At 67.5% G+C, this 21,059-nt stretch carries 19 protein-coding genes; 7 read left to right on the top strand and 12 right to left on the bottom strand.

Features of this window, described 5'->3' with window-relative positions:
• Positions 1 to 306: 306 nt before the first annotated feature.
• From zwf to eda, 5 genes are all read left to right on the top strand, one after another.
• A complete protein-coding gene (gene zwf, locus ACZK5G_RS08665) occupies positions 307 to 1,743 on the top strand; it encodes a glucose-6-phosphate dehydrogenase (protein ID WP_478466039.1) in 1,437 nt (478 codons plus the stop codon).
• Positions 1,740 to 2,747, top strand: a complete 1,008-nt coding sequence (gene glk, locus ACZK5G_RS08660; protein ID WP_478466038.1) for a glucokinase — start codon at positions 1,740 to 1,742, stop codon at positions 2,745 to 2,747. Before zwf ends, glk begins: the two co-directional genes overlap by 4 nt.
• Positions 2,744 to 3,469 carry a 6-phosphogluconolactonase gene (gene pgl, locus ACZK5G_RS08655; protein ID WP_478466036.1) on the top strand — a complete coding sequence of 242 codons (726 nt, stop codon included), beginning with the start codon at positions 2,744 to 2,746 and terminating at the stop codon, positions 3,467 to 3,469. Before glk ends, pgl begins: the two co-directional genes overlap by 4 nt.
• Before the next feature lie 58 nt (positions 3,470 to 3,527).
• Positions 3,528 to 5,444, top strand: coding sequence for a phosphogluconate dehydratase (edd, locus tag ACZK5G_RS08650; protein WP_478466034.1), 1,917 nt, complete (start codon positions 3,528 to 3,530; stop codon positions 5,442 to 5,444).
• A 205-nt stretch (positions 5,445 to 5,649) separates the two neighbouring features.
• The gene (gene eda / locus ACZK5G_RS08645; protein WP_032128859.1) at positions 5,650 to 6,309 is read left to right on the top strand and encodes a bifunctional 4-hydroxy-2-oxoglutarate aldolase/2-dehydro-3-deoxy-phosphogluconate aldolase; all 660 of its coding nucleotides are present in this window, start codon (positions 5,650 to 5,652) and stop codon (positions 6,307 to 6,309) included.
• Between the two features lie 334 nt (positions 6,310 to 6,643).
• Here eda and ACZK5G_RS08640 read toward each other — a convergent pair whose 3' ends face one another.
• From ACZK5G_RS08640 to ispG, 3 genes are all read right to left on the bottom strand, one after another.
• Positions 6,644 to 7,291, bottom strand: a complete 648-nt coding sequence (locus ACZK5G_RS08640; RefSeq protein WP_004153112.1) for a response regulator — start codon at positions 7,289 to 7,291, stop codon at positions 6,644 to 6,646.
• Positions 7,292 to 7,491: 200 nt separating this feature from the next.
• Positions 7,492 to 8,241 (bottom strand): phosphatase PAP2 family protein, encoded by a 750-nt coding sequence (locus ACZK5G_RS08635; RefSeq protein WP_478466032.1) that lies wholly within the window; start codon positions 8,239 to 8,241, stop codon positions 7,492 to 7,494.
• Positions 8,222 to 9,487 (bottom strand): flavodoxin-dependent (E)-4-hydroxy-3-methylbut-2-enyl-diphosphate synthase, encoded by a 1,266-nt coding sequence (ispG, locus tag ACZK5G_RS08630; RefSeq protein WP_032128857.1) that lies wholly within the window; start codon positions 9,485 to 9,487, stop codon positions 8,222 to 8,224. Before ispG ends, ACZK5G_RS08635 begins: the two co-directional genes overlap by 20 nt.
• Before the next feature lie 114 nt (positions 9,488 to 9,601).
• Between ispG and ACZK5G_RS08625 the strand changes: the two genes are divergently transcribed.
• Entirely contained in the window at positions 9,602 to 10,828 is a 1,227-nt protein-coding gene (locus ACZK5G_RS08625; protein WP_032128856.1) for an ATP-binding protein, read from the top strand.
• Entirely contained in the window at positions 10,825 to 11,394 is a 570-nt protein-coding gene (locus ACZK5G_RS08620) for a response regulator transcription factor (protein ID WP_087922228.1), read from the top strand. Before ACZK5G_RS08625 ends, ACZK5G_RS08620 begins: the two co-directional genes overlap by 4 nt.
• 18 nt (positions 11,395 to 11,412) lie before the next feature.
• On the opposite strand, the gene ACZK5G_RS08615 is transcribed toward ACZK5G_RS08620, so the two are convergent.
• The 9 genes from ACZK5G_RS08615 to pcnB form a co-directional block, all read right to left on the bottom strand.
• Positions 11,413 to 14,310: a type 2 lanthipeptide synthetase LanM family protein gene (locus tag ACZK5G_RS08615; RefSeq protein ID WP_478466030.1), complete on the bottom strand. Its 2,898-nt coding sequence runs from the start codon at positions 14,308 to 14,310 to the stop codon at positions 11,413 to 11,415.
• A gap of 80 nt (positions 14,311 to 14,390) precedes the next feature.
• Complete coding sequence (locus ACZK5G_RS08610; protein WP_049400943.1) at positions 14,391 to 14,597, bottom strand: DUF6229 family protein; 207 nt, start codon at positions 14,595 to 14,597, stop codon at positions 14,391 to 14,393.
• A gap of 316 nt (positions 14,598 to 14,913) precedes the next feature.
• Positions 14,914 to 16,428 carry a glucose-6-phosphate isomerase gene (pgi, locus tag ACZK5G_RS08605; RefSeq protein WP_478466028.1) on the bottom strand — a complete coding sequence of 505 codons (1,515 nt, stop codon included), beginning with the start codon at positions 16,426 to 16,428 and terminating at the stop codon, positions 14,914 to 14,916.
• Positions 16,425 to 16,805, bottom strand: a complete 381-nt coding sequence (gene panD, locus ACZK5G_RS08600) for an aspartate 1-decarboxylase (RefSeq protein WP_032128853.1) — start codon at positions 16,803 to 16,805, stop codon at positions 16,425 to 16,427. The genes pgi and panD overlap by 4 nt, the downstream gene beginning before the upstream one ends.
• Before the next feature lie 87 nt (positions 16,806 to 16,892).
• Positions 16,893 to 17,390, bottom strand: a complete 498-nt coding sequence (locus ACZK5G_RS08595) for a hypothetical protein (protein ID WP_478466026.1) — start codon at positions 17,388 to 17,390, stop codon at positions 16,893 to 16,895.
• A gap of 66 nt (positions 17,391 to 17,456) precedes the next feature.
• A complete protein-coding gene (gene panC, locus ACZK5G_RS08590) occupies positions 17,457 to 18,296 on the bottom strand; it encodes a pantoate--beta-alanine ligase (protein ID WP_329810788.1) in 840 nt (279 codons plus the stop codon).
• Entirely contained in the window at positions 18,293 to 19,108 is an 816-nt protein-coding gene (gene panB / locus ACZK5G_RS08585) for a 3-methyl-2-oxobutanoate hydroxymethyltransferase (protein ID WP_005416119.1), read from the bottom strand. The genes panC and panB overlap by 4 nt, the downstream gene beginning before the upstream one ends.
• Before the next feature lie 34 nt (positions 19,109 to 19,142).
• Positions 19,143 to 19,628 (bottom strand): 2-amino-4-hydroxy-6-hydroxymethyldihydropteridine diphosphokinase, encoded by a 486-nt coding sequence (gene folK, locus ACZK5G_RS08580; protein WP_032128850.1) that lies wholly within the window; start codon positions 19,626 to 19,628, stop codon positions 19,143 to 19,145.
• Between the two features lie 3 nt (positions 19,629 to 19,631).
• Positions 19,632 to 21,011 (bottom strand): polynucleotide adenylyltransferase PcnB, encoded by a 1,380-nt coding sequence (gene pcnB, locus ACZK5G_RS08575; RefSeq protein ID WP_032128849.1) that lies wholly within the window; start codon positions 21,009 to 21,011, stop codon positions 19,632 to 19,634.
• Positions 21,012 to 21,059 lie beyond the last annotated feature (48 nt).

Below are 21,059 nucleotides of genomic sequence, written 5' to 3'. Positions count from 1 at the left end.
CTCGGCCCTCCCGATGGCAGTGATGATTGCGCGCCTGCCGCATGACGGCGAGCACTGCAATCGAATACAGTTGCCCATTCTGCCATGTAAACGTTTTCACGTGGCACTATCCGATGATCGGTGCGCACCGATCTGCGTCGGCGGTTGAACGAAGGTTCCGCCGAGGCAGTGGTTTCGAATGGAACGGTCTTCCGCTACCCCGGAGATCGCCCCTGACGAACCTCGGACAGGCAGTTGCGCGGATGTCCCCCGAACCCAGCCATGAAGCGATTGACAACGATGTCACCCGGATCTGAAACTCGAGCGATGCACGACACCCTCTTCCTGTTCGGTGCCACAGGTGATCTGGCCCAGCGCTACCTGTTCCCTTCGCTGCTTCGCCTGCTTGGCGACGGCCTGCTGCCGGAGGACTTCCGCATCCGTGCGCTGGCCCTGTCCGGGCATGACACCGAAGCCTTCCATGACATCCTGCGGCCGCGCCTGCAGCAGGCCATGCCGATGGCCACGCAGGACGACATCAGCGCCCTGCTGCGCCGCATCGACTATCGTTCGGTGGACCTGCGCGACGTCGACTCGGTTGCCGCCGCGGTCTCCGACCTGGTGCACCGCAAGTGCGTCAGCTACCTGGCCATTCCGCCGGGCCTGTACATCTCCACCTGCAAAGGCCTGGCCAAGGGTGGCGCCCTCGCCGCACCGGCACGCCTGATGCTGGAGAAGCCGATCGGCAGCGACAGCGAGAGCGCCGAGGAAATCATCAGCACCATCGGCCAGTGGATCGACGAGGACCGCGTGTTCCGCCTCGACCACTACCTGGGCAAGGCCGCAGTGCAGAACCTGATCGCGCTGCGCTTCGGCAACACGCTGCTGGAAGCGGTGTGGAACCGCAACTACATCGAATCGGTGCACATCCTTGTGGCCGAGAGCGAAGGCGTGGATGGCCGCGACGCCTACTACGCCCGCTCCGGCGCGCTGCGCGACATGGTGCAGAGCCACATCCTGCAGCTGCTGTGCATGGTGGCGATGGAGCCGCCGGCCTCGCTGGAAGCCGACCGCATCCGCGACGAGAAGGTCAAGGTGCTGCGCGCCCTGCGCCCGCTCGATGCCAAGCACGCCGCGCGTGACAGCATCCGTGGCCGCTACACCGCCGGTACCATCAACGGCCAGCCGGCCCAGGCCTACCAGCCGCCGGAAGGCAGCGACGTGGAGACCTTCGCCGGGGTCACCGCGCATATCGACAACTGGCGCTGGAGCGGCGTGCCGTTCCATCTGGTCACCGGCAAGCGCCTGCCCGAACGCACCACCCGCGTGGTGGTCACGCTGAAGCCGGTCACCCACTGGCTGTTCGAGCGCCCGCAGCGCGCGCAGGCCGCACCGAACCGCCTGGTGTTCCAGCTGCAGCCGCAGGAAAACATCGAACTGGGCCTGATGAGCAGCCTGGCCGGCCCGGAATGGGGCGCGCTGGAGCTGCATCCGCTGGAACTGGAACTGTCGGTGCCGACTGGCCTGCACCGCCGCATCGCCTACGAACGCCTGTTCCTGGATGCCTTCAACGGCAACCACACGCTGTTCGTGCGCGATGACGAAGTGCGCGCCGCCTGGGCGTGGATCGACAGCGTCGCCGACGCCTGGAAGGATGCCAAGCTGCCGCTGGAACCCTACCCCGCCGGCCAGTGGGGCCCGGCCAACGCGGGCGAGTTCCTGCCGCAGGGCGTGGACGCGCCGGACAGCGGAGCGTCGGCATGAGTACCAGCTCGCAGCCGGTGCTGGTCGCCGACATCGGCGGTACCAACGCCCGCTTCGCCCTGGCCGACACCTCGCAGGACGCACCGCTGCAGAAGGACAGCATCCGCGAGTACGCGGTGGCGGAGTTCCCGTCGCTGGGTGATGCCGCGCGCCACCATCTGGAACAGATCGGCGCTACCGCCAGCCGCGGCGTGTTCGCGGTCGCTGGTCGCGTCGACGGTGACGAAGCGCGCATCACCAACCACCCGTGGGTGATCTCGCGCAGCCGCACCGCCGCCATGCTCGGCTTCAACGAACTGCACCTGATCAACGACTTCGCCGCACAGGCGATGGCGATTTCGCTGCTGCAGCCCGATGACGTGGTCCAGGTCGGCGGTGCCGCCTGGGTGCCGGGCAAACCCGGCCAGCCGCGCAACTACGCGGTGATCGGGCCGGGTACGGGCCTGGGTGTCGGTGGCCTGATCCTGCGCCACGGCCGCTGCTACCCGCTGGAAACCGAAGGCGGCCATGTCAGCTTCCCGCCGGGAACCCCGGAGGAGATCCGCATCCTGGAGATCCTGTCCGAGCAGTTCGGCCGCGTCTCCAACGAGCGCCTGATCTGCGGCCCTGGCCTGGTCAACATCCATCGCGCCGTATGCGAGATGGCCGGCATCGATCCGGGCCAACTGCAGCCGGTGGACGTGACCGCCCGCGCCCTGCACGGTGACCCGCAGGCGATGCGCACCGTCGATGTGTTCTGCGCCGTGTTCGGCGCCATCGCAGGCGACCTGGTGCTGACCCAGGGCGCGTGGGACGGCGTGTTCCTGACCGGCGGGCTGACCCCGAAGATGCTCGATTCGCTGCAGCACTCCGGGTTCCGCCAGCGCTTCGAACACAAGGGCCGCTTCTCTTCGATCATGGCGCGGGTGCCCTCGTTGGCCGTGATGCACCCCCACGCCGGACTGCTGGGCGCCGCCGCCTACGCCGCCGACGCCGAACGTGACGCACCTGGAGTTGCCGCATGAGCCCCACCACCTTCCACGACGACCGCATCGAGTTCATCCAGCACGGCGATGCCGATGGCTGGATCGAGGCGGTGGCCGCCGAGATGGCGCAGACCCTCAACCACGACATCAACGAAGTGGGCCGCGCCCGCATCCTGTTGTCTGGCGGCACCACGCCGGCACCGGTGTACCAGGCGCTGGCCGAACTGGACGTGCACTGGGATCGCGTGGAAGTGAGCCTGGCCGATGAGCGCTGGCTGTCGCCGCAGGATCGCGACAGCAATGCCTGGCTGGTACGCGAGAATCTGCTCAAGCGCGCCGAAGGTGCGCATTTCGATCCGCTGGTGCGCATCGGCAAGCCGCTTCCGGAATGCGTGTACACCGCCAACCTGCAGGCGCAGCATAGCCAACCGCCAAGCCTGGTGGCGCTGGGCATGGGCAACGACGGCCACACCGCCTCGCTGTTCCCGGGCTCGAAGGACCTGGCCCGCGCACTGGAAAGCACCCTGCCCTACGCGGCGCTGGATGCCACCGGCTGCCCGGGCGCGAACCAGTGGCCGCTGCGCATCACCCTGACCCCGCATGGCCTGCGCCAGTGCCGCCAGCGCCTGCTGCTGCTGCGCGGCAAGCAGAAGCTGCAGGTACTGCGCCAGGCGCTGGACAGCAATGACGTCCAGCAGTACCCCATCCTCAATGCGATCAACCTGGAAGGCGCGCGCCTGCGCGTCCACTGGGCTGATTGATGTTGGCGGCGGCGCCGTGCCGCCGCTTGCCTCTCGCCACCACGAACGCCGGTAGCCAATGAGCCTCCATCCGCAACTGCAAGCCATCACTGAGCGTGTCATCCGCCGCAGCGCCGCCTCGCGCGCCGCCTACCTGGCCGCGATCGACGCCTCCCTGCGTGAAGGCCCGTTCCGCAGCCGCCTGAGCTGCGGCAACCTCGCCCACGGGTTCGCCGCCTGCGGCGGCACCGACAAGAGCCGCCTGCGCGGCGGCGTGACGCCGAACCTCGGCATCATCACCGCCTACAACGACATGCTGTCGGCGCACCAGCCGTTCGAGACCTATCCCGAGCAGATCCGCGAGATCGCCCGCGAGCTGGGCGCCACCGCACAGGTGGCCGGCGGCGTGCCGGCGATGTGCGACGGCGTCACCCAGGGCCGCGGCGGCATGGAACTGTCACTGTTCTCGCGCGATGTGATCGCGCAGGCCACCGCGATCGGGCTCAGCCACGATATGTTCGACACCACCGTCTACCTCGGTGTGTGCGACAAGATCGTGCCGGGCCTGCTGATCGGTGCGCTGGCCTTCGGCCATCTGCCGGCGGTGTTCGTGCCGGCCGGCCCGATGACCCCGGGCATCCCGAACAAGCAGAAGGCCGAAGTGCGCGAGCGCTATGCCGCCGGCGAAGCCACCCGCGAAGAACTGCTGGAAGCGGAGTCCGCGTCGTACCACGGCGCCGGCACCTGCACCTTCTACGGCACCGCCAATTCCAACCAGGTACTGCTGGAAGCGATGGGCGTGCAGCTGCCGGGCGCATCGTTCGTCAACCCGGACACGCCGTTGCGCGACGCCCTCACCCGTGAAGCCACCGAGCGCGCGCTCGACATCACGGCACTCGGCGACGACTTCCGCCCGTTGGGCCGGATCATCGACGAACGCGCGATCATCAACGCGGTCATTGCGCTGATGGCGACCGGCGGTTCGACCAACCACACCATCCACTGGATCGCGGTGGCGCGTGCGGCCGGCATCGTGCTGACCTGGGACGACTTCGACGAACTGTCGCAGCTGATCCCGCTGCTGGCCCGCGTCTATCCGAACGGCGACGCCGACGTGAACCGCTTTGCAGCTGCCGGTGGCCCGGCCTTCGTGTTCGGCGAACTGATCAAGGCCGGCCTGATGCACGGCGACCTGGTCAGCGTGGCGCGTAGCGGCATGGCCGACTACGCACGCGAACCGCAGCTGCGCGACGGCAAGCTGGTCTACCTGCCGGGCCTGGAACGCAGCGCTGATGACGAAGTGGTGCGTGGCGTCGACAATCCGTTCGAGCACCAGGGTGGCCTGCGCCTGCTGCGCGGCAACCTGGGCAAATCGCTGATCAAGCTGTCGGCGGTGAAGCCGCAGTACCGCACGATCGAAGCACCGGCGGTAGTGGTCGATGCACCGCAGGTGTTGAACAAGCTGCATGCCGGCGGCCTGTTGCCCGAGCATTTCGTGGCGGTGGTGCGTTACCAGGGCCCGCGTGCGAACGGCATGCCGGAACTGCATTCGCTGGCGCCGCTGCTGGGCCTGCTGCAGAACCAGGGCCGACGCGTGGCGCTGGTCACCGACGGCCGCCTGTCCGGCGCCTCGGGCAAGATTCCTGCGGCGATCCATGTGACGCCGGAAGCGGCGCGGGGTGGTCCGCTGGCCAAGGTTCGCGAGGGCGACATGATCCGCCTCGATGGCGAGGCCGGCACGCTGGAAGTGCTGGTGGACGCAGCCGAATGGGCTGCACGTCCGCTGGCGCCGAACACCGCGCCTGCCGCGCATGATCTGGGCCGCAACCTGTTCGCGATCAACCGTCGTGTGGTGGGTCCGGCCGACCAGGGTGCGATTTCGATTTCGTGCGGGCCGGCGGCGGCTGATGGTGGGCCGTGGGAGTACGACGCGGAGTATGAGCTGGGGCACGATGCCGCGGCGGCTGCGGCGCCGCATGAGGCGAAAGACGCCTGAAGCGAAAAGCCGCGGCAGGCTTCCCGGCTTGGGCAGTAGAGCGCCCTGGCCGGGACACGCCGTAAACCCATCCATGGGGGCTCGATCGCGGCATCCATGCCGCTCACGGTCCCGGCCAGGGCGCTCTACTGCCCTTGGACAATTCCCGGCGCGTCATTTGCGCTGCGGCCACTGAATCAAGAAGAGCAAAGGCAAGGGCAAAAGCATGGGTATCGAACAACATCAGGTGAAGGCGGCGGAGCTGTTGCGTGCGGCGGGCATCCTGCCGGTGGTGACGATTCATACGCTGGACCAGGCGCGTGCGGTCAGCGCGGCGCTGCTGGAAGGTGGTTTGCCGGCGATCGAGCTGACGCTGCGCACGCCGGTGGCGATGGAAGCGCTGGCGATGCTCAAGCGTGAGCTGCCGGATGTGGTGGTGGGTGCGGGCACGGTGCTGACCGTGGAGCAGATGCAGCAGTCGATCGATGCGGGCGCGGACTTCCTGGTGACCCCGGGTACGCCGCCGGCGCTGGCCGATGCACTGGCCGCTGCGCCGCTGCCGGTGGTGCCGGGTGCGGCAACCCCGACCGAGCTGCTGTCGCTGTACGCGCGCGGCTTCCGCGTGTGCAAGCTGTTCCCGGCCACGGCCGTGGGCGGGCTGGCGATGATCAAGGGCCTGGCCGGCCCGGTCGCCGACCTCAAACTGTGCCCGACCGGTGGCATCACCGAAAACACCGCCGCCGAATACCTCGAGCAGAAGAACGTGGTCTGCATCGGTGGTTCGTGGATGGTGCCGGGCAACTGGATCGCCGACGGCGAATGGGACAAGGTGCGCGCCAGCGCCGCCGACGCGGCAAAGATCATCAAGCGCGTGCGCGGCCACTGAGCCCGACAAAGGTGTAGAGCCGAGCCCACGCTCGGCTCCGGCATCATCAAGGGTCAAAGCCCTTTCCCACCGGGAAAGGGATCCGACCCCGGGCGACGAGCGCGCACAGCGCGCGACCCGCTCCTGCTCTTCCTTCTTCATTCCGCGGTGGCGGCGCACGGAAACTGTCCGTGGCCGGGCGGATGGGTTGTGCAGGGGCGTGAGCCGCATGGATGCGGCGACCGAGCTTACAAGGACGTACTTGCAGCGTCCCCTGCTCAACCCATCCGCCCGGCCAACCACCACAATCCAACCGCACCACCACCGCGAGGGGCTCAGCCGTTGGCCGAAACCCTTACAGCGGCCGTGCCGGATCCACCAGCCCGTACTGGCTGGCCATCCGCGCCAACGCGATGTTGTCGTGGATCCCCATCTTCTCGAACAACCGCGCCTTGTGCGTGTTCACCGTCTTCGCACTCAGGCTCAGCCGCCGCGCGATGTCTTCCTGGCGCAGGCCCTGGGTCAGCAGCAACGCCACTTCCAGCTCGCGCGGGGACAGGCTGTCGAACGGCGAACCGTTGCCTTCCACCGTCGACAGCGCCAGATTCTGCGCGATGCTGGTGCCCAGGTAACGGCGGCCACCGGCCACGTCACGCACCGCGCGCAACAGCTCCTGCGCATCGCAGCCCTTGCCGATGTAACCGGCGGCGCCAGCCTCGAGCAGCCGCTTCGGCAGCGGGCCATCTTCCAGCACCGACACGATCACCACGCGGGTATTGCGGTGGCTGCGCACGATGCGCTCGGTCACTTCCATGCCGCTCACACCCGGCAGATGCAGGTCACACAGCACCACATCGGGCAGCAGCTGGCGGACTTCACGCAGCGCGTCTTCGCCGGTCTCGGCTTCGCCCACCACCTCGATGTCGGTTTCCCCCGACAGAATCATCTTCATCCCGGTGCGGACCAGCGCATGGTCATCCACCAGGTAGACTCGAATCGTCATTCACGTACCTCTTCGAATGCGGCCATTGCAGGTCAAGCTAGGCAGGGTGCCGATACCCTGCAAGCGCGTCCGGAATGCGGCGCTGGCGATCTGCCTTGCGCATCACACTACCGCGCGTTGTGCTTGCCCCCTGTCTTGCAGAACCTGCTGCAACGAAACAACTGATCTATCACGTAGACGTCCCTCAAGGGCCATCCACGTCAATCCCCCTGTGATGATGCTTCGCTGGCCTTCGCTGGCGGCGAGCCGTGACGTCGCCATGGGTGCCGGCGACTGAACATGACCAGATAGCACCCTACCACCCAAACCAGCGCGGCACACCATCCGGCCAGGATATCGGAGGGGTAATGCACCCCCAGGTAGACCCGGGACACGCTGACCAGCAGGCTGAATGCCGGTGCCAGCAGCAGCACCGGCCAGCGCCAGCGGGTGTTCCAGGCCAGCAGTACCAGGGTCACTGCCAGGGTCATCGAGCCCATCGCATGGCCGCTGGGGAAGCTGAACGTCGATTCCGGCGCGATCGATTCCCACAGGCTGGGGCGCTGGCGCTGGAAGAAGTGCTTGCTGCCCATGTTCAGCAGCGCCGAGCCGACGAAGCTGACCGCCACGAAGGTCGCCTCGCGCCAACGCCGGTAGCCCAGCAGCACGCCGATGATCAGCACGTCGGCCGGGATCAGGAACCATTCGTAGCCCAGTCTGGAAATGAGCACGAAGAAGCGGTCCAGCAGCGGCGAATGCAGGCCATGCATCTGCCACAGCAGCGGCGCATCGAAATGGAACGATTCAAACTCGTGCACCTCGTCAGCCAGGGCGACGAAGCCGGCCAGCGGCAGCAGCACGCCACCGAACAGCAGGACCAGGCGCCAGGCATTGCGCGCCATCCAGTGGCGGAAGCCGGAGGCGGACTCCGTTGCAGCGAGGATCGCAGGCTTATCCGGCGCTTCGGACATACTTGTGTTCGACGTAATCGTCGATCAGGGCGACGAATTCCTGGGCGATGTTCTCGCCACGCAGGGTCACCTTCTTTTCGCCATCGACGAACACCGGCGCTGCAGGCGTTTCACCCGTGCCGGGCAGTGAGATGCCGATATTGGCATGGCGCGACTCACCCGGTCCGTTGACGATGCAGCCCATCACCGCCAGGGTCATGTTCTCCGCACCCGGGTGGTGGATCTTCCACAGCGGCATCTTCTCGCGCACGTGGTTCTGTACCACCTTGGCCAGCTCCTGGAAGAACTCGGAGGTGGTGCGGCCGCAGCCCGGGCAGGCCGTGACCAGCGGCGTGAAGGCGCGCTGGCCGGTGGTCTGCAGCAGCTCCTGGGCGACGATCACTTCCTGCGTACGCGACTGGCCCGGTTCCGGGGTCAGCGAGATGCGGATCGTGTCACCGATGCCCTCCTGCAGCAGCACGCTCAGCGCCGCGGACGAGGCGACGATGCCCTTGCTGCCGATACCGGCCTCGGTCAGGCCCAGATGCAGGGCGAAATCCGAGCGCTGGGCCAGGTCGCGGTACACCGCGATCAGCTCCTGCACGCCACTGACCTTGGCCGACAGCACGATGCGGTCGCGCGGCAGGCCGAGCTCCACCGCCTGCTCTGCCGAATCCAGCGCCGAGCGGATCAGCGCCTCGCGCAGCACGCGGCCGGCGTCCCAGGGCTGCTCACGCAGGTTGTTCTCGTCCATCAGCTTTGCCGCCAGAGCCTGGTCCAGCGAGCCCCAGTTGGCACCGATGCGCACCGGCTTGTTGTAGCGGATCGCGAACTCGATCAGCTGGGCGAACTGCAGGTCCTTCTTCTTGCCGAAGCCGACATTGCCCGGGTTGATGCGGTACTTGGCCAGCGCTTCGGCACAGGCCGGTTCGGCGGTCAGCAGCTGATGGCCGTTGTAATGGAAGTCACCGATCAGCGGCACGTCGATGCCCATCATCGCCAGCTTGTCGACAATGCGCGGGATCGCCGCAGCGGCTTCCACAGTATTGACGGTCAGCCGCACCATTTCCGAACCCGCACGCCACAACTCGGCCACCTGCTTCACGCTGGAGGCCACGTCGGAGGTATCGGTGTTGGTCATCGACTGCACCACGACCGGCTTGCCTCCGCCTACGGTGACCCCGCCGATCTGGACGGCATGGGTCTGGCGGCGGGGCCAGGCAGTGGCATCGGAAGGGGGCGTCGGGCGGGTAACGGCGTCGTGCATGGGCGCATTCTACCGCCCGCCTCCGCATTCCGGGTGACTCGCATTCAGCCGGCGGCACGGCTGCGGCCGATTGTCGCAGGCACGGTCACGCGTGAACGCATACGATGAGCGTGAATGACCGGTCCCGACGCCCCGTTTCTCCGAACCCTGTGCAGCCTGCGCTGGCTTGCCGTAGGTGGCCAGGCCGCCACCATCCTGGTTGCCACCTGGGTGCTGGGCCTGCCGTTGCCGCAACTGCCATTGTGGGCGGGCGTGGCCGTGCTGACCCTGTTCAACATCTACACCCAGCTGCGCCCGGAGGCGGCCGACACCGCGCCACTGACCGCGTTCGGCCACATTCTGGTGGACGTGATCATCCTGACCTGGATGGTGGGCTGGAGTGGCGGCATGGCCAACCCGTTCAGTTCGCTGTTCCTGATCCTGATCGCGCTCGCCGCGTTCGCCCTGCCCCTGCGCTGGGCACTGGCGGTGGCGCTGGCCTGCCTGCTCGGCTACGCCGCCAGCGGCATCTTCGGCCAGTCGCTGCCGGATGGCTATTTCCGCGCCCAGGACCTCAACCGCTGGGGCGTGGTCGCCAATTTCCTGATTTCCGCAGCGGTCGTGCTGACCTTTTCCACCCGCCTGGCACTGGCGCTGCGCCAGCGCGAACTGGAACTGTCGGCCCTGCGCGAACGCTTCGCCCGCAACGAGGGCATCGTCGCCCTGGCCACCCATGCCGCCTCGGTGGCGCATGAACTGAACACGCCGCTGGCGACCATGACCCTGCTCGCCGATGACGTGGCCGAGCGCAGCGAAGAGCCCGAAGTACGCGAAGACATGGAAACCCTGCGCGAGCTGCTGGTGCAGTGCCGCGAGCGCGTGCTGGCGCTGGCCGCACCGGCCTCGGCCGATGCACCGGGTCGCAGCCACTCCAGCGCCCAGCAGGTACTGGAACAGTGGCGCCTGGTGCGGCCGACCATCGACCTGCATCGCAATGACGATGCGCCGCTGCGGCTGCCACTCGACCCGGGCGTGGGCCATCTGCTGATGGTCCTGCTCAACAATGCCGCCGATGCCGGCGAGCAGGCCGGCCGGCCGCGCGTGGACCTGGACCTGCGCATCGAAGGCGACGACCTGATCGGCGAAGTCCGCGACTACGGCCACGGCTTCGACGCCCGTGCCGCGGTGCTGCCGGGCAAGCTGTTCGGCAGCAGCAAAAGCGAGGGCATGGGCGTCGGCCTGGCCCTGTCCCATGCCACCATCGAACGCCTCGACGGCGAGATGTGGATGCGCCCGGCCCAGGGGGCCGGCAGCCGCGTCGGCTTCCGCCTGCCGCTGACCCCACGTGAGGACACCCCATGAGCCTTCATCACTCCCCCCTGGGCCTGCTGGTCGACGACGACGAGCTGTACCTGCGTACCCTGCAGCGCAGCCTGGCCCGCAAGGGGCTTGAAACGCAGACCGCACAGGATGCCGCCAGTGCGCTGGCGCTGGCCCGCCAGCATCCGCCGGCGTTCGCGCTGATCGACCTGAAGCTGGGCAGCGATTCCGGCCTGGCACTGATCCAGCCGCTGCGTGCCCTGCGCGCGGACATGCGCATCCTGCTGGTGACCGGCTATGCCAGCATCGCCACCGCGGTGGAGGCGATCAAGCTCGGTGCCGACGACTACCTGCCGAAGCCGGCCACGGTGCCGATGATCCTGCGCGCGCTCGGCGAGGAAGACGACGGCCCGGCCGACGATGGTGAAATGGAAGTGCCTGATGCGATGACGCCGATCAGCCGCCTGCAGTGGGAACACATCCAGCAGGCGATGCACGAGACCGGCGGCAACGTGTCCGCAGCCGCCCGCCTGCTCGGCATGCACCGGCGTTCGCTGCAGCGCAAGCTGGCCAAGCGGCCAAGCCCGGAACGCGATCCCAGCCGTTGATCGCCGGACCCGTCCGGCTCAGACCTCGGCCAGCACTGCTCGGTCCTGCGCGGCGCTGGAGCGCGACGCCGTCGCATCGACCCGCGCCGCTACCGTCTCCTGCAGCAGCGGCGACGGCAGCGTGCAGGCCGGATGCATGCGCAGGAAGCCATAGATCGTCCCTGCCAGACCGATCATCAGGCCCGGAGTAAAGGCCGCGCGGGTCAACCCGCCGACCATGCCCTGGTGCTCCTCGATCGAAGAAACGATCTCGATGGCGGCCTCGTCCTGCGGATAGGGACACTCCTCCGGATCCAGCGCAGCCGCCAGCACCAGCAACTCCCGGGTGGACACATCGCCATGGCACAGGGTGTGGCTGAACCCCCATTTGCCGCGCGCGTCGGCCACAGCCCGCCGCATGTCACGCAACTGCGCGGGATCGCCGGTGCGGGCATACAGATCCGCCGCCGCCAGACCGATGCCAACACTGCCATGGCACCAGGTCGGGAAATTCTTCTGCCCGTCCTCCAGGTGGATATCGCGCCAGCGCCCGGTATGCGTCTCGAACAGCGCCGCCTGGAACGCAAATGCTCCTTCGGCCAGCCGCCGCCAGGCGGCCCGCTCAGGCACGCTGCCGGCATCCGAACGCGCCAGCCGTGCCAGCGCCCAGCCCATCCCCATCGCGCCGTGGCCAAAGCCACCGATCGGCTCGCGGAACTGTGGCGTCGGCCAGCGTGCGCCGTCGGCATCGACGATCGCTGCTTCCTGCATGCGGCGCCCGGCTGCAGCCGCCAACTCCAGCCAGCGCGATCTGCCGGTGGCCTCGGCCAGCGCCAGCAACGGCAGGATCATGCCGGACACGCCATCAATCAGTTCGAATTTCACCGGCCCCTGGAAACCACGACGTTCCACTCCTTCCGCACAGCGCTCGGCCAGCGCGAGCAGTGCGGGGCGCTGCAGCAGATCATGCAATGCCAGCAGGGTCCAGATCTGCGAGCCCGAGCCGACGAATCCACCATCGATCTCGGCGGGATGCCGCTCACACATAGTCTGGAATACCGCGAGGGCGCCATCGATGGCCGGGGCCAGCCCCACTATCGGGTCGGCACGCCCCTGCTCCACTTCCCGGCAGTAGGCCGCCAGTGCGAACGCAATGCCTCCCAGCCCGAAATACAGGTCGGGCTGCACCGGCTGGACGGTCCATCCGGTACGGGTCACCTCGGGCGTGATCCAGGTCATCGAACCGTCTTCGCCGTGCACCGCCAGCCGCAGCAGGCTCTCCACCGCGCGCGCGGCCAGCGTGCGACGGCGTGCATCCAGGTCGTCCGCACGCGGATGCTGTGCTGCATAGCTGTGGCCGGATCTAGCCTCGGCGCGGGCCAGCGCATGCTGGTTCAGGTCGGTGGCTACCAGCGTACTGCGGATGGTCACGTCTTCCAGGTCGATGCGCATCGCACGCCAGCTGTCGGCGATGGAGCGGATGCGGGTCGCGTCCAGCTGTGAAGTGAAGATCGGAATGTCACCGTGGCGCAGGTCGTCCACTTCTCCACGAACGGTCTCCAGGTCCGATGGCGCAGCCGGTGACACCGCTGCATTGCGCACCAGCAGATCGATCGCGCGTTCAACCGCCTGGGCTTCCTTGTGCAGCGATGCCGGATGCCAGAGCATCCGCCCGAGCTCGGCGTAGGCCATGGTCGGCCGCCGCACATCGCGCACCTGGCAGCCTTCGAAACCGGCCAGCAACGGCATCAGTTCGCCCCTGGCATCCAGCGCACGCAGGCGCCCGCTGGCATCGACGAAACCCTCGCTGATGTGATCCCAGTACAACGACACATCGGGCTGCGGGCTCGGATGGTTCTGTGCGATGGCGACCTCTGCCTCGACCAGGCCCAGCCGCGCCGGCGCCGTCCCGTCTTCGATGATCACCGGCACCTGCACGCGCGGCTGCTCGCCCGGCAGTGCGCCGGCTGCGGACAGATCCACGCCTTCCATGCCCAGGCCGGCAGTACGGAATGGCACGATTCCGGTACGCAGCACTGAATTACGCATCAGCTTGACTGCCGTGTCATAGGCATCGCCCAGACCGGATGGTTCGACGTCGATGACCTGCGAGAACACGCTTTCGGCGTCGACCACCACCGGCACCGGCCCGACCGCGATCAGGTTCTCCAGATGGATGTCGGTCCCGCCCACCAGGCGCAGGATGGCCAGCCAGTGACCGAGACCGCGGTAGTAGGCGCGCAGCTCTTCGTCACCGGAACAATAACGGTGCTCGGCAAATGCAGCCCAGCCGTGGCTGCCACGATCCACCACGCGCGGCACGCGTACCCGGCCAGGGCCCTCGCCGAAGACGGCTTCAAGCAGGCCATCAAGCGTGGCATCGATGCGCAGCGAGCGCGGCTTGTACATCAGCGTACCGCCGTCGAACTGCAACCGCGCCACGGTCCGGCCGCCACCGTGCAGGTCACCGCGCCCCAGCGACACCGCACGCAGCGATCCTGCCGGACTGCCGAGCAGGTCCGTCAGCAGCGCACGATCACGGCCGATGCGCGCGGCCAGCTCCACCACAGCCGCACATTGTCCTTCGAGCATGCGCGACAGTCGCGGCAGCAGCACCGGGTAGCGTCGCTGCAGATGCTCATGGAAGCCCTCGCCGGTGGCGAGGGCCACGAATTCGTCCAGCGCACCGGCGCCCTCAAGCGGGCCGATGTCACCACCGCGCGCGGCCGCATGCAGTTCCAGCAGCAGTACGCGGTTGAGCTTGAGCTGGGCATGTTCACGAAGCGCCGCATCGCCCTGCTCATGCAGGAGTGCGCGCTCGTCTGGCCGCAGATCGATGGCGGGGTCATGCAGGCCAGCCGCCAACGCTGTGCGCGCGTGGACAAGAAAATGTTCGGTGATGCGCGCAAACGCGGCCGCAGCCGGAGAAGCGGTCATTACGCCCCCTGCAAAGTGTCCAGAGTCTGTTCCAGTCGCCGACACGCAGCGCAAGCCGCTGCGTGCCGGCTCGGGCTACATCAACAGCACAGGCAGTGATTGACCACCGACATCGTGGTAGTGCACTCGGTACCGCCACCGGTGATCAGGGTGTCGGAGGCCGACGTGAGCGCGGACTCGGTGGCCCCAGCGCCATAGATGAACAGCGAACCCGCAGGGTTGGCACACCCATCCACATCGTCCGAGCCATTGAGCCAGCCGGACACAACATCGTCGTTCAGATCCATTCGCAATCTCCTGTCATTCACAACATGAGGCGTTGAGGACATGGATCGATTCCACGTCCCTTCGGATACGGCCAGTCCCTGGCATCAACATCATGCTGCGAGCGATACTGGATGACAGGTACAGCCGCCCGTGCACACTGCATCCGCGTGTGAAGTGCGTCAAGCTGCGCTGCGGCAGGGCGCACGAATACGCTGCACGTGCGGTACGGAAGTGACGTGGAATGAGTGGCCGCGCCGCCATTCCTGCGTGACCGGATCGAAGGCAACCGCAGAGGCATCGGATGGCCGGCCGGCGCCGGCACATCCGCAGGCCGGGTCAGCCCTTCAGCTGCGCCAGGATCTCGCGGGTCATCGGATCGGCAATCGCCACATCCTCACCCTGCAGCGCCGGCAACAGGCCACTGGCCAACTGCTTGCCCAGCTCTACACCGAACTGGTCGAAGGCATTGATGTTCCAGATCACCGACTGCACATACACGGCGTGTTCGTACATGGCGATCAGCGCACCCAGCGCCTGCGGGGTCAGCGCGTCGAGCAGGATCAGCGTGCTCGGGCGGCCGCCCGGGTAATCACGGTGCGGGTCGTCGCTGCTCTGGCCATTGGCCAGTGCTTCGGTCTGCGCCAGCAGATTGGCCAGCAGGGCCTGATGATTGATCGTGTAGGGATCATCGTTGTGCACGCAGCCGATGAAATCTGCCGGAACGATGCTGGTGCCCTGATGCAGTGCCTGGAAGAAGCTGTGCTGCACATCGGTGCCCGCGCCGCCCCACCACACCGGCACGGTGTCGGTGGTGACCGGCTGACCGTCACGCTGCACGCGCTTGCCCAGGCTTTCCATCACCAGCTGCTGCAGGTAGGCCGGCAGCAGCGCCAGGCGCTGGTCGTAAGTCATCACCGCGTGCGTGGCATGGCCCAGCAGGTTGCGGTTCCAGATGTCGGTCAGGCCGTGCAGCACCGGCAGGTTGCGCTCCAGCGGAGCATCCAACGCATGCGCATCCATCTGCGCCGCGCCTTCCAGCAACTGTTCAAAGCGCTCGAAGCCGATCGCCAGCGCGATCGGGAAACCGACCGCCGACCACAGCGAGTAACGGCCACCGACCCAGTCCCACATCGGCAGCACGCGATCGGCAGCGATCGCGAAGGCCTTGGCGGCACGCTCCGGATTGGCACTGACCGCGTACAGGCGCTCGCTGCCACCCAGCCAGTCGTGCAGGATCTGGCCGTTGAGCAGGGTTTCCTGGGTACCGAAGGTCTTGGAGATGAGGATGCCGGCGGTCTTCGCCGGATCCAGCGTGGCCAGTGTGCGCTGCATGGCGGCGCCGTCCACGTTCGATACGAAATGCACGCGCAGGCGCGCGCCGGTGACCGGGCGCAACGCATCGGCGACCAGGCGCGGACCGAGATCGGAACCACCGATGCCGACGCTGACCACGTCAGTGACGCCGCTGTCTTCCAGCGCACGCACCAGCACGCCCATGCGCTGGCGGATGTCGCGCGCGGTGGCATAGGCCTCGGTCGCCACCGGCGCATCGACCACGTCGCCGCGCAGCGCGGTATGCAGCGCGGCGCGACCTTCGGTCAGGTTGACCTGCTCGCCACGGAACAAGCGGGTGATGGCACCACCGACATCACGGTCGGCGGCCAACGTGAGCAGGGCCTGCAACGCCGCGGCATCGTATTTCTGCCGCGCGAAATTGACATACAACGGACCGACCCGCAGCGCCAGGTCCTGCACGCGGCCGGGTTCGGCGGCGAGCAGACTGGGAATGCTTGCGCCCTTCAGGCGCTGGGCGTGGGAATGCAGCGAGTCGAATCCGTTGTTCGTTGTCATGCGGCCTGGGTCGGGATCGTGTCGTTGGTGTGGGAGATCTGGTTCTTGCCATCAACGTACACCAGCTTCGGCTTGAAGCTGTCAGCTTCCTGCTCGGTCATGCTGGCGAACGCGGCGATGATGATGATGTCACCGACCTGCACGTGGCGCGCGGCACCACCGTTGAGCGAGACAACGCCGCTGCCGGCTTCGGCACGGATGGCATAGGTCGAGAAGCGCGCACCGTTGGTCACGTCCCAGATGTGCACCTGCTCGAACTCGCGGATGCCGGTGGCAGCCAGCAGGTTGTCATCGATGGCGATCGAGCCTTCGTAGTTCAGCTCGGAATGGGTGACGGTGGCGCGGTGGATCTTGGTCTTGAGCAGGGACAGGTGCATGGGGGCGCTGCAACGGCAAAGGAAAGAGCGGATTCTAGCACCCGCTTGGCCATCGTCAGGGGGCTGCAGCAGGACGCTGAAGGCTGTTCAGGCCCCCTCCCCCGGCGGCGGCGGCGCGGCATGCCCGGGACGGCCCTCCAGAGACAGCCGGAACACCGTATGGAAGGCCAGCCCGGCGACCAGGCCGAAGCCACCTGCGGCCAGTACCTGCAAGGCATAGCTGATCACGTCGAAGGTGTCGACATAGCGCAGGCGCTGCAGCAGCGGACCATTGTCCGCGCCCGGCCAGGTGCAGGTGGCCATGGCCAGCGCGCCCAGTCCGAAGCCGACCAGCACGAATCCGGTCCGGCGCAGCCGCTGTTGAGACTGCAGGATCAGCGCCATCGGCAGCAACACCGCGATCGCATTGCACACGGCCAATACGAACATCAGCCCACCGCCGGTGAGCGCAGGCATCGGCGTGCGCCTGAATTCAAGCGCGAACAACAGGCCGCCAAACAACTGGGCCGGCAGCATGCCGGCGGCCAGCACCGCCAGGATCGAGGCCTGGGCAAGACGGCCGGTATCAGTGCTGGGGATCTTCATTTCCGGTCTCCCGTCCGTGGGAAGTCGAGAGGCGCCCGTTGCGGGCGCCCCGGAGCCGCATGCGGCTCAGAACTCCAGGTTGTCGATCAGGCGCGTGCTGCCCAGGCGTGCGGCGATCAGCGCCACGCGGCCACCGCCGTCGAAGGTCGGCTCGGCCAGTTCCGGCGTGCGCAACACGGCGTAGTCGACCTGGAAACCATCCGCCTGCAGCGCGGCCGTTGCGTCGGCCTCGATCTGCGCGCGCGACTGGCCAGCCACGTAACCCTCGCGCATGCCCAGCAGGGTGCGGTGGATGCTGGTCGCGACCGGGCGCTGTTCGGCGCTCAGGTACTGGTTGCGCGAACTCTTGGCCAGGCCATCCTCGTCGCGCACGATGTCCGCACCGACGATCTGGATCGGGAACGACAGCTCGGCCACCATCTGGCGGATGACCGCCAGCTGCTGGTAATCCTTGCGGCCGAACACGGCCACATCCGGCTGCACCTGCAGGAACAGGCGCGCCACCACCGTGCACACGCCATCGAAGTGCCCCGGACGGCTGGCGCCTTCCAGCACTTCACTCACGCCCGGCGCGTGCATGCGCGTGGTCTTGTCCACCCCCAGCGGGTACATCACCTCGACGCTGGGCAGCCACACCGCATCGCAGCCGGCCTGCTCCAGCCCGGCCACGTCGGCCTCGGGCGTGCGCGGGTAGCGACTGAAATCCTCGTTCGGCCCGAACTGGGTCGGGTTGACGAAGATGCTCGCCACCACCTTGTCGGCGTACTGGCGGGCCAGGGTCACCAGCGAATGGTGACCCCCATGCAGGTTGCCCATGGTCGGCACCAGCGCCACGCGCAGGCCCTCGCGCTTCCACTGGGCGATCTGCCCGCGCAGTGCACCGAGCTCGTTGAAGGTCTGGATCATTGGGCGTAGGCGTGCTGTTCGTCGGGGAAGCTGCCGTCGCGCACCGCGTCGGCATAGGCGCGGGTGGCACCGGCCACCGAACCGCCTTCGGCAAGGAAATCCTTGACGAACTTGGGACGGCGATGACCACTGTCCAGGCCGAGGAAATCATGCAGCACCAGCACCTGGCCATCGCACTGCGGGCCTGCGCCAATGCCGATGGTCGGCACATCCACCGCAGCGGTCACTTCGGCGGCGACCGGAGTCGGCACGCATTCGAGCACCATGATGCTGGCGCCGGCAGCGGCCACAGCCTTGGCATCTTCCACCAGCTGGCGCGCGGCATCGCCACGCCCCTGGATCTTGAAGCCGCCCAGTCGCAGCACCGACTGCGGGGTCAGGCCCAGATGCGCGCAGACCGGAATCTCGCGCTCCACCAGGTAGCGGATGATGTCGACCTTGAAGCCGGCACCTTCGATCTTGACCATCTCGGCGCCCGCCTGCAGCAGCTGCAACGAGGCATCCAGCGCGCGCTCCGGGGTGGCATCGGCGCCGAACGGCAGGTCGGCCACCAGCAACGCACGCTGCAGCACGCGGGCCACGGCGCGGGTGTGGTAGACCATGTCGGCCACGGTCACCGGCAAGGTCGAATCATGGCCCTGCACGACCATGCCCAGCGAATCGCCGATCAGGATCAGGTCGACGCCGTTGGCATCGAAAGTGCGGGCGAAGCCGGCGTCGTAGGCGGTCAACATGACCAGCTTCTGGCCATTGCGCTTGGCCTCGGCCAGGGCGGGAACGGTCCAGGGCTTGCTGTCTGCGTGGGTGCTCATGTGCTGATAACCGGGGGAGATAACCCGGGCATTATCACCCTATCGGCGCAATCCCGCAGGCATCCACCCGCATCACTGCATCCCGCACGCGGCCATGGCCGGGAATGGCCAGATCCGGCGCGATTTCGGCCAGCGGCACCAACACGAAGGCACGCTCGTGCAGGTAAGGATGCGGCACCTGCAGACCAGGCTGGTCGAGCACCTGCGCGCCATACAGCAGCAGGTCCAGGTCCAGCGCGCGCGGGCCCCAGTGCACCGCCGGATCGCGTACGCGACCAAAACGCTGCTCCAGCGCCAGCATCGCCTGCAGCAGCGTATCGGCGGGTAGCGTGGTCTCGACCGCAGCCACCGCGTTGACGAACGGCGGCTGGTCTTCATTGCCCCAGGCCGGCGTGGCGTACAGCCTTGAGGCTTGGCGCAGGCGGGTATCGGGCAGGCCGTCGAGCGCGGCAATCGCCGCGCCGACGGTGACGGCCGCGTCGCCAAGGTTGGCGCCGAGGCCGATCCAGGCAAGGGTCATCGTTTACTCGCCAGCCGCACCGGCCGGGGCACCCGGACGACGGCGGCGACGGCGGCGCTTGCGCGGTGCCCCGCTCTCGTCATCCCCCTCTTCGCTGTGCATCACGTCCAGCGACGATTCCAGCTCGCGACCGGACTGCGCCTGCGCCTCACGCCAGAACTCGACATCGGCGGCGTGCTCGGCCGAGGCCACCTGGCGCAGGCTGAGGAAGTCGAACGCAGCGCGGAAGCGCGGATGGGTCAGGGTACGGAACACGCGCTTGCGCTGGCGCGAGCTGAAGCGCGACTGCAGCAGCCAGATTTCCTGCATCGGCAGCGAGAAGCGGCGCGGCAGCGCGATGGTGCTCAGCTGCTGCACCGTGACGCGGTCGGCGGCACGGCGCTGCGCCTCTTCCGGTGCCACGCCCTGCTTGAGCAGGGTTGCCTGGGCCCGGCAGAACGCCGGCCACAGCAGCAGCGCAAACAGGAACGCGGGCGAGACTGGTTCATCGTTGGCCACGCGGGCATCGGTATTAGCCAGGCCCTCCACCAGCATGCGGCGCAGCGCGCCGGTGCGGTTGGACTTCAGTGCCTTGGCGCTTTCAGGGAACAGCACGTCCAGCAGGCCGTAGCGCTCAAGGCCTTCAAAGCTGGCCACGCCGTGCCCGGACAGGAACAGCTTGAGCACTTCCTCGAACAGGCGCGCCGGTGCGGCTTCGTTGAGCAGGCCCGCCAGGTGCGGGATCGGCGCGGCGGTGCCCTCTTCGATCTGGAAGCCGAGTTTGGCCGCCAGGCGCACCGCACGCAGCATGCGCACCGGATCTTCGCGATAACGCTGCTCGGGGTCGCCGATCAGCTTCATCAGGCGCGCCTGGACGTCCTCGAAGCCGCCGGTGTAATCACGCACCGAGAAGTCCTCGATGGCGTAGTACAGGGCGTTGCAGGTGAAGTCGCGGCGGATGGCGTCGTCTTCGATGGTGCCGTACACGTTGTCGCGCACGAGCATGCCGTTTTCCATCTCGCGGTCGCCGCTGCCGTCATCGCTGTTGGCACGGAAGGTGGCGACTTCGATGATCTCGCGGCCGAACACGACGTGGGCGAGGCGGAACCGGCGGCCGATCAGGCGGCAGTTGCGGAACAGCTGCTTGACCTGCTCGGGCGTGGCGTCGGTGGCCACGTCGAAATCCTTGGGTTGGCCATTGACCAGCAGATCGCGCACCGCGCCGCCGACAAGGTAGGCGCCGAAGCCGGCATCGCGCAGGCGATAAAGCACGCGCAGGGCGTTCGGGCTGATGTCCTTGCGGGAGATCGTGTGCTGGTCGCGCGGGATGACGCGCAGGCTGAACGGTGATGTAGCAGAGGAAATGATGTTGGCGCTTCCGGTTGAAGTTTCGGGATTGCCCAATGGCATCGAGGTGCATATACTAGCGCTCCTGCCTCGGCAGCGACACAG

Source organism: Stenotrophomonas sp. 62841_Sma (assembly GCF_056482945.1).
The sequence above is the reverse complement of the archived record's forward strand: the minus strand, read 5'-3'. Positions and strand labels throughout refer to the sequence as shown.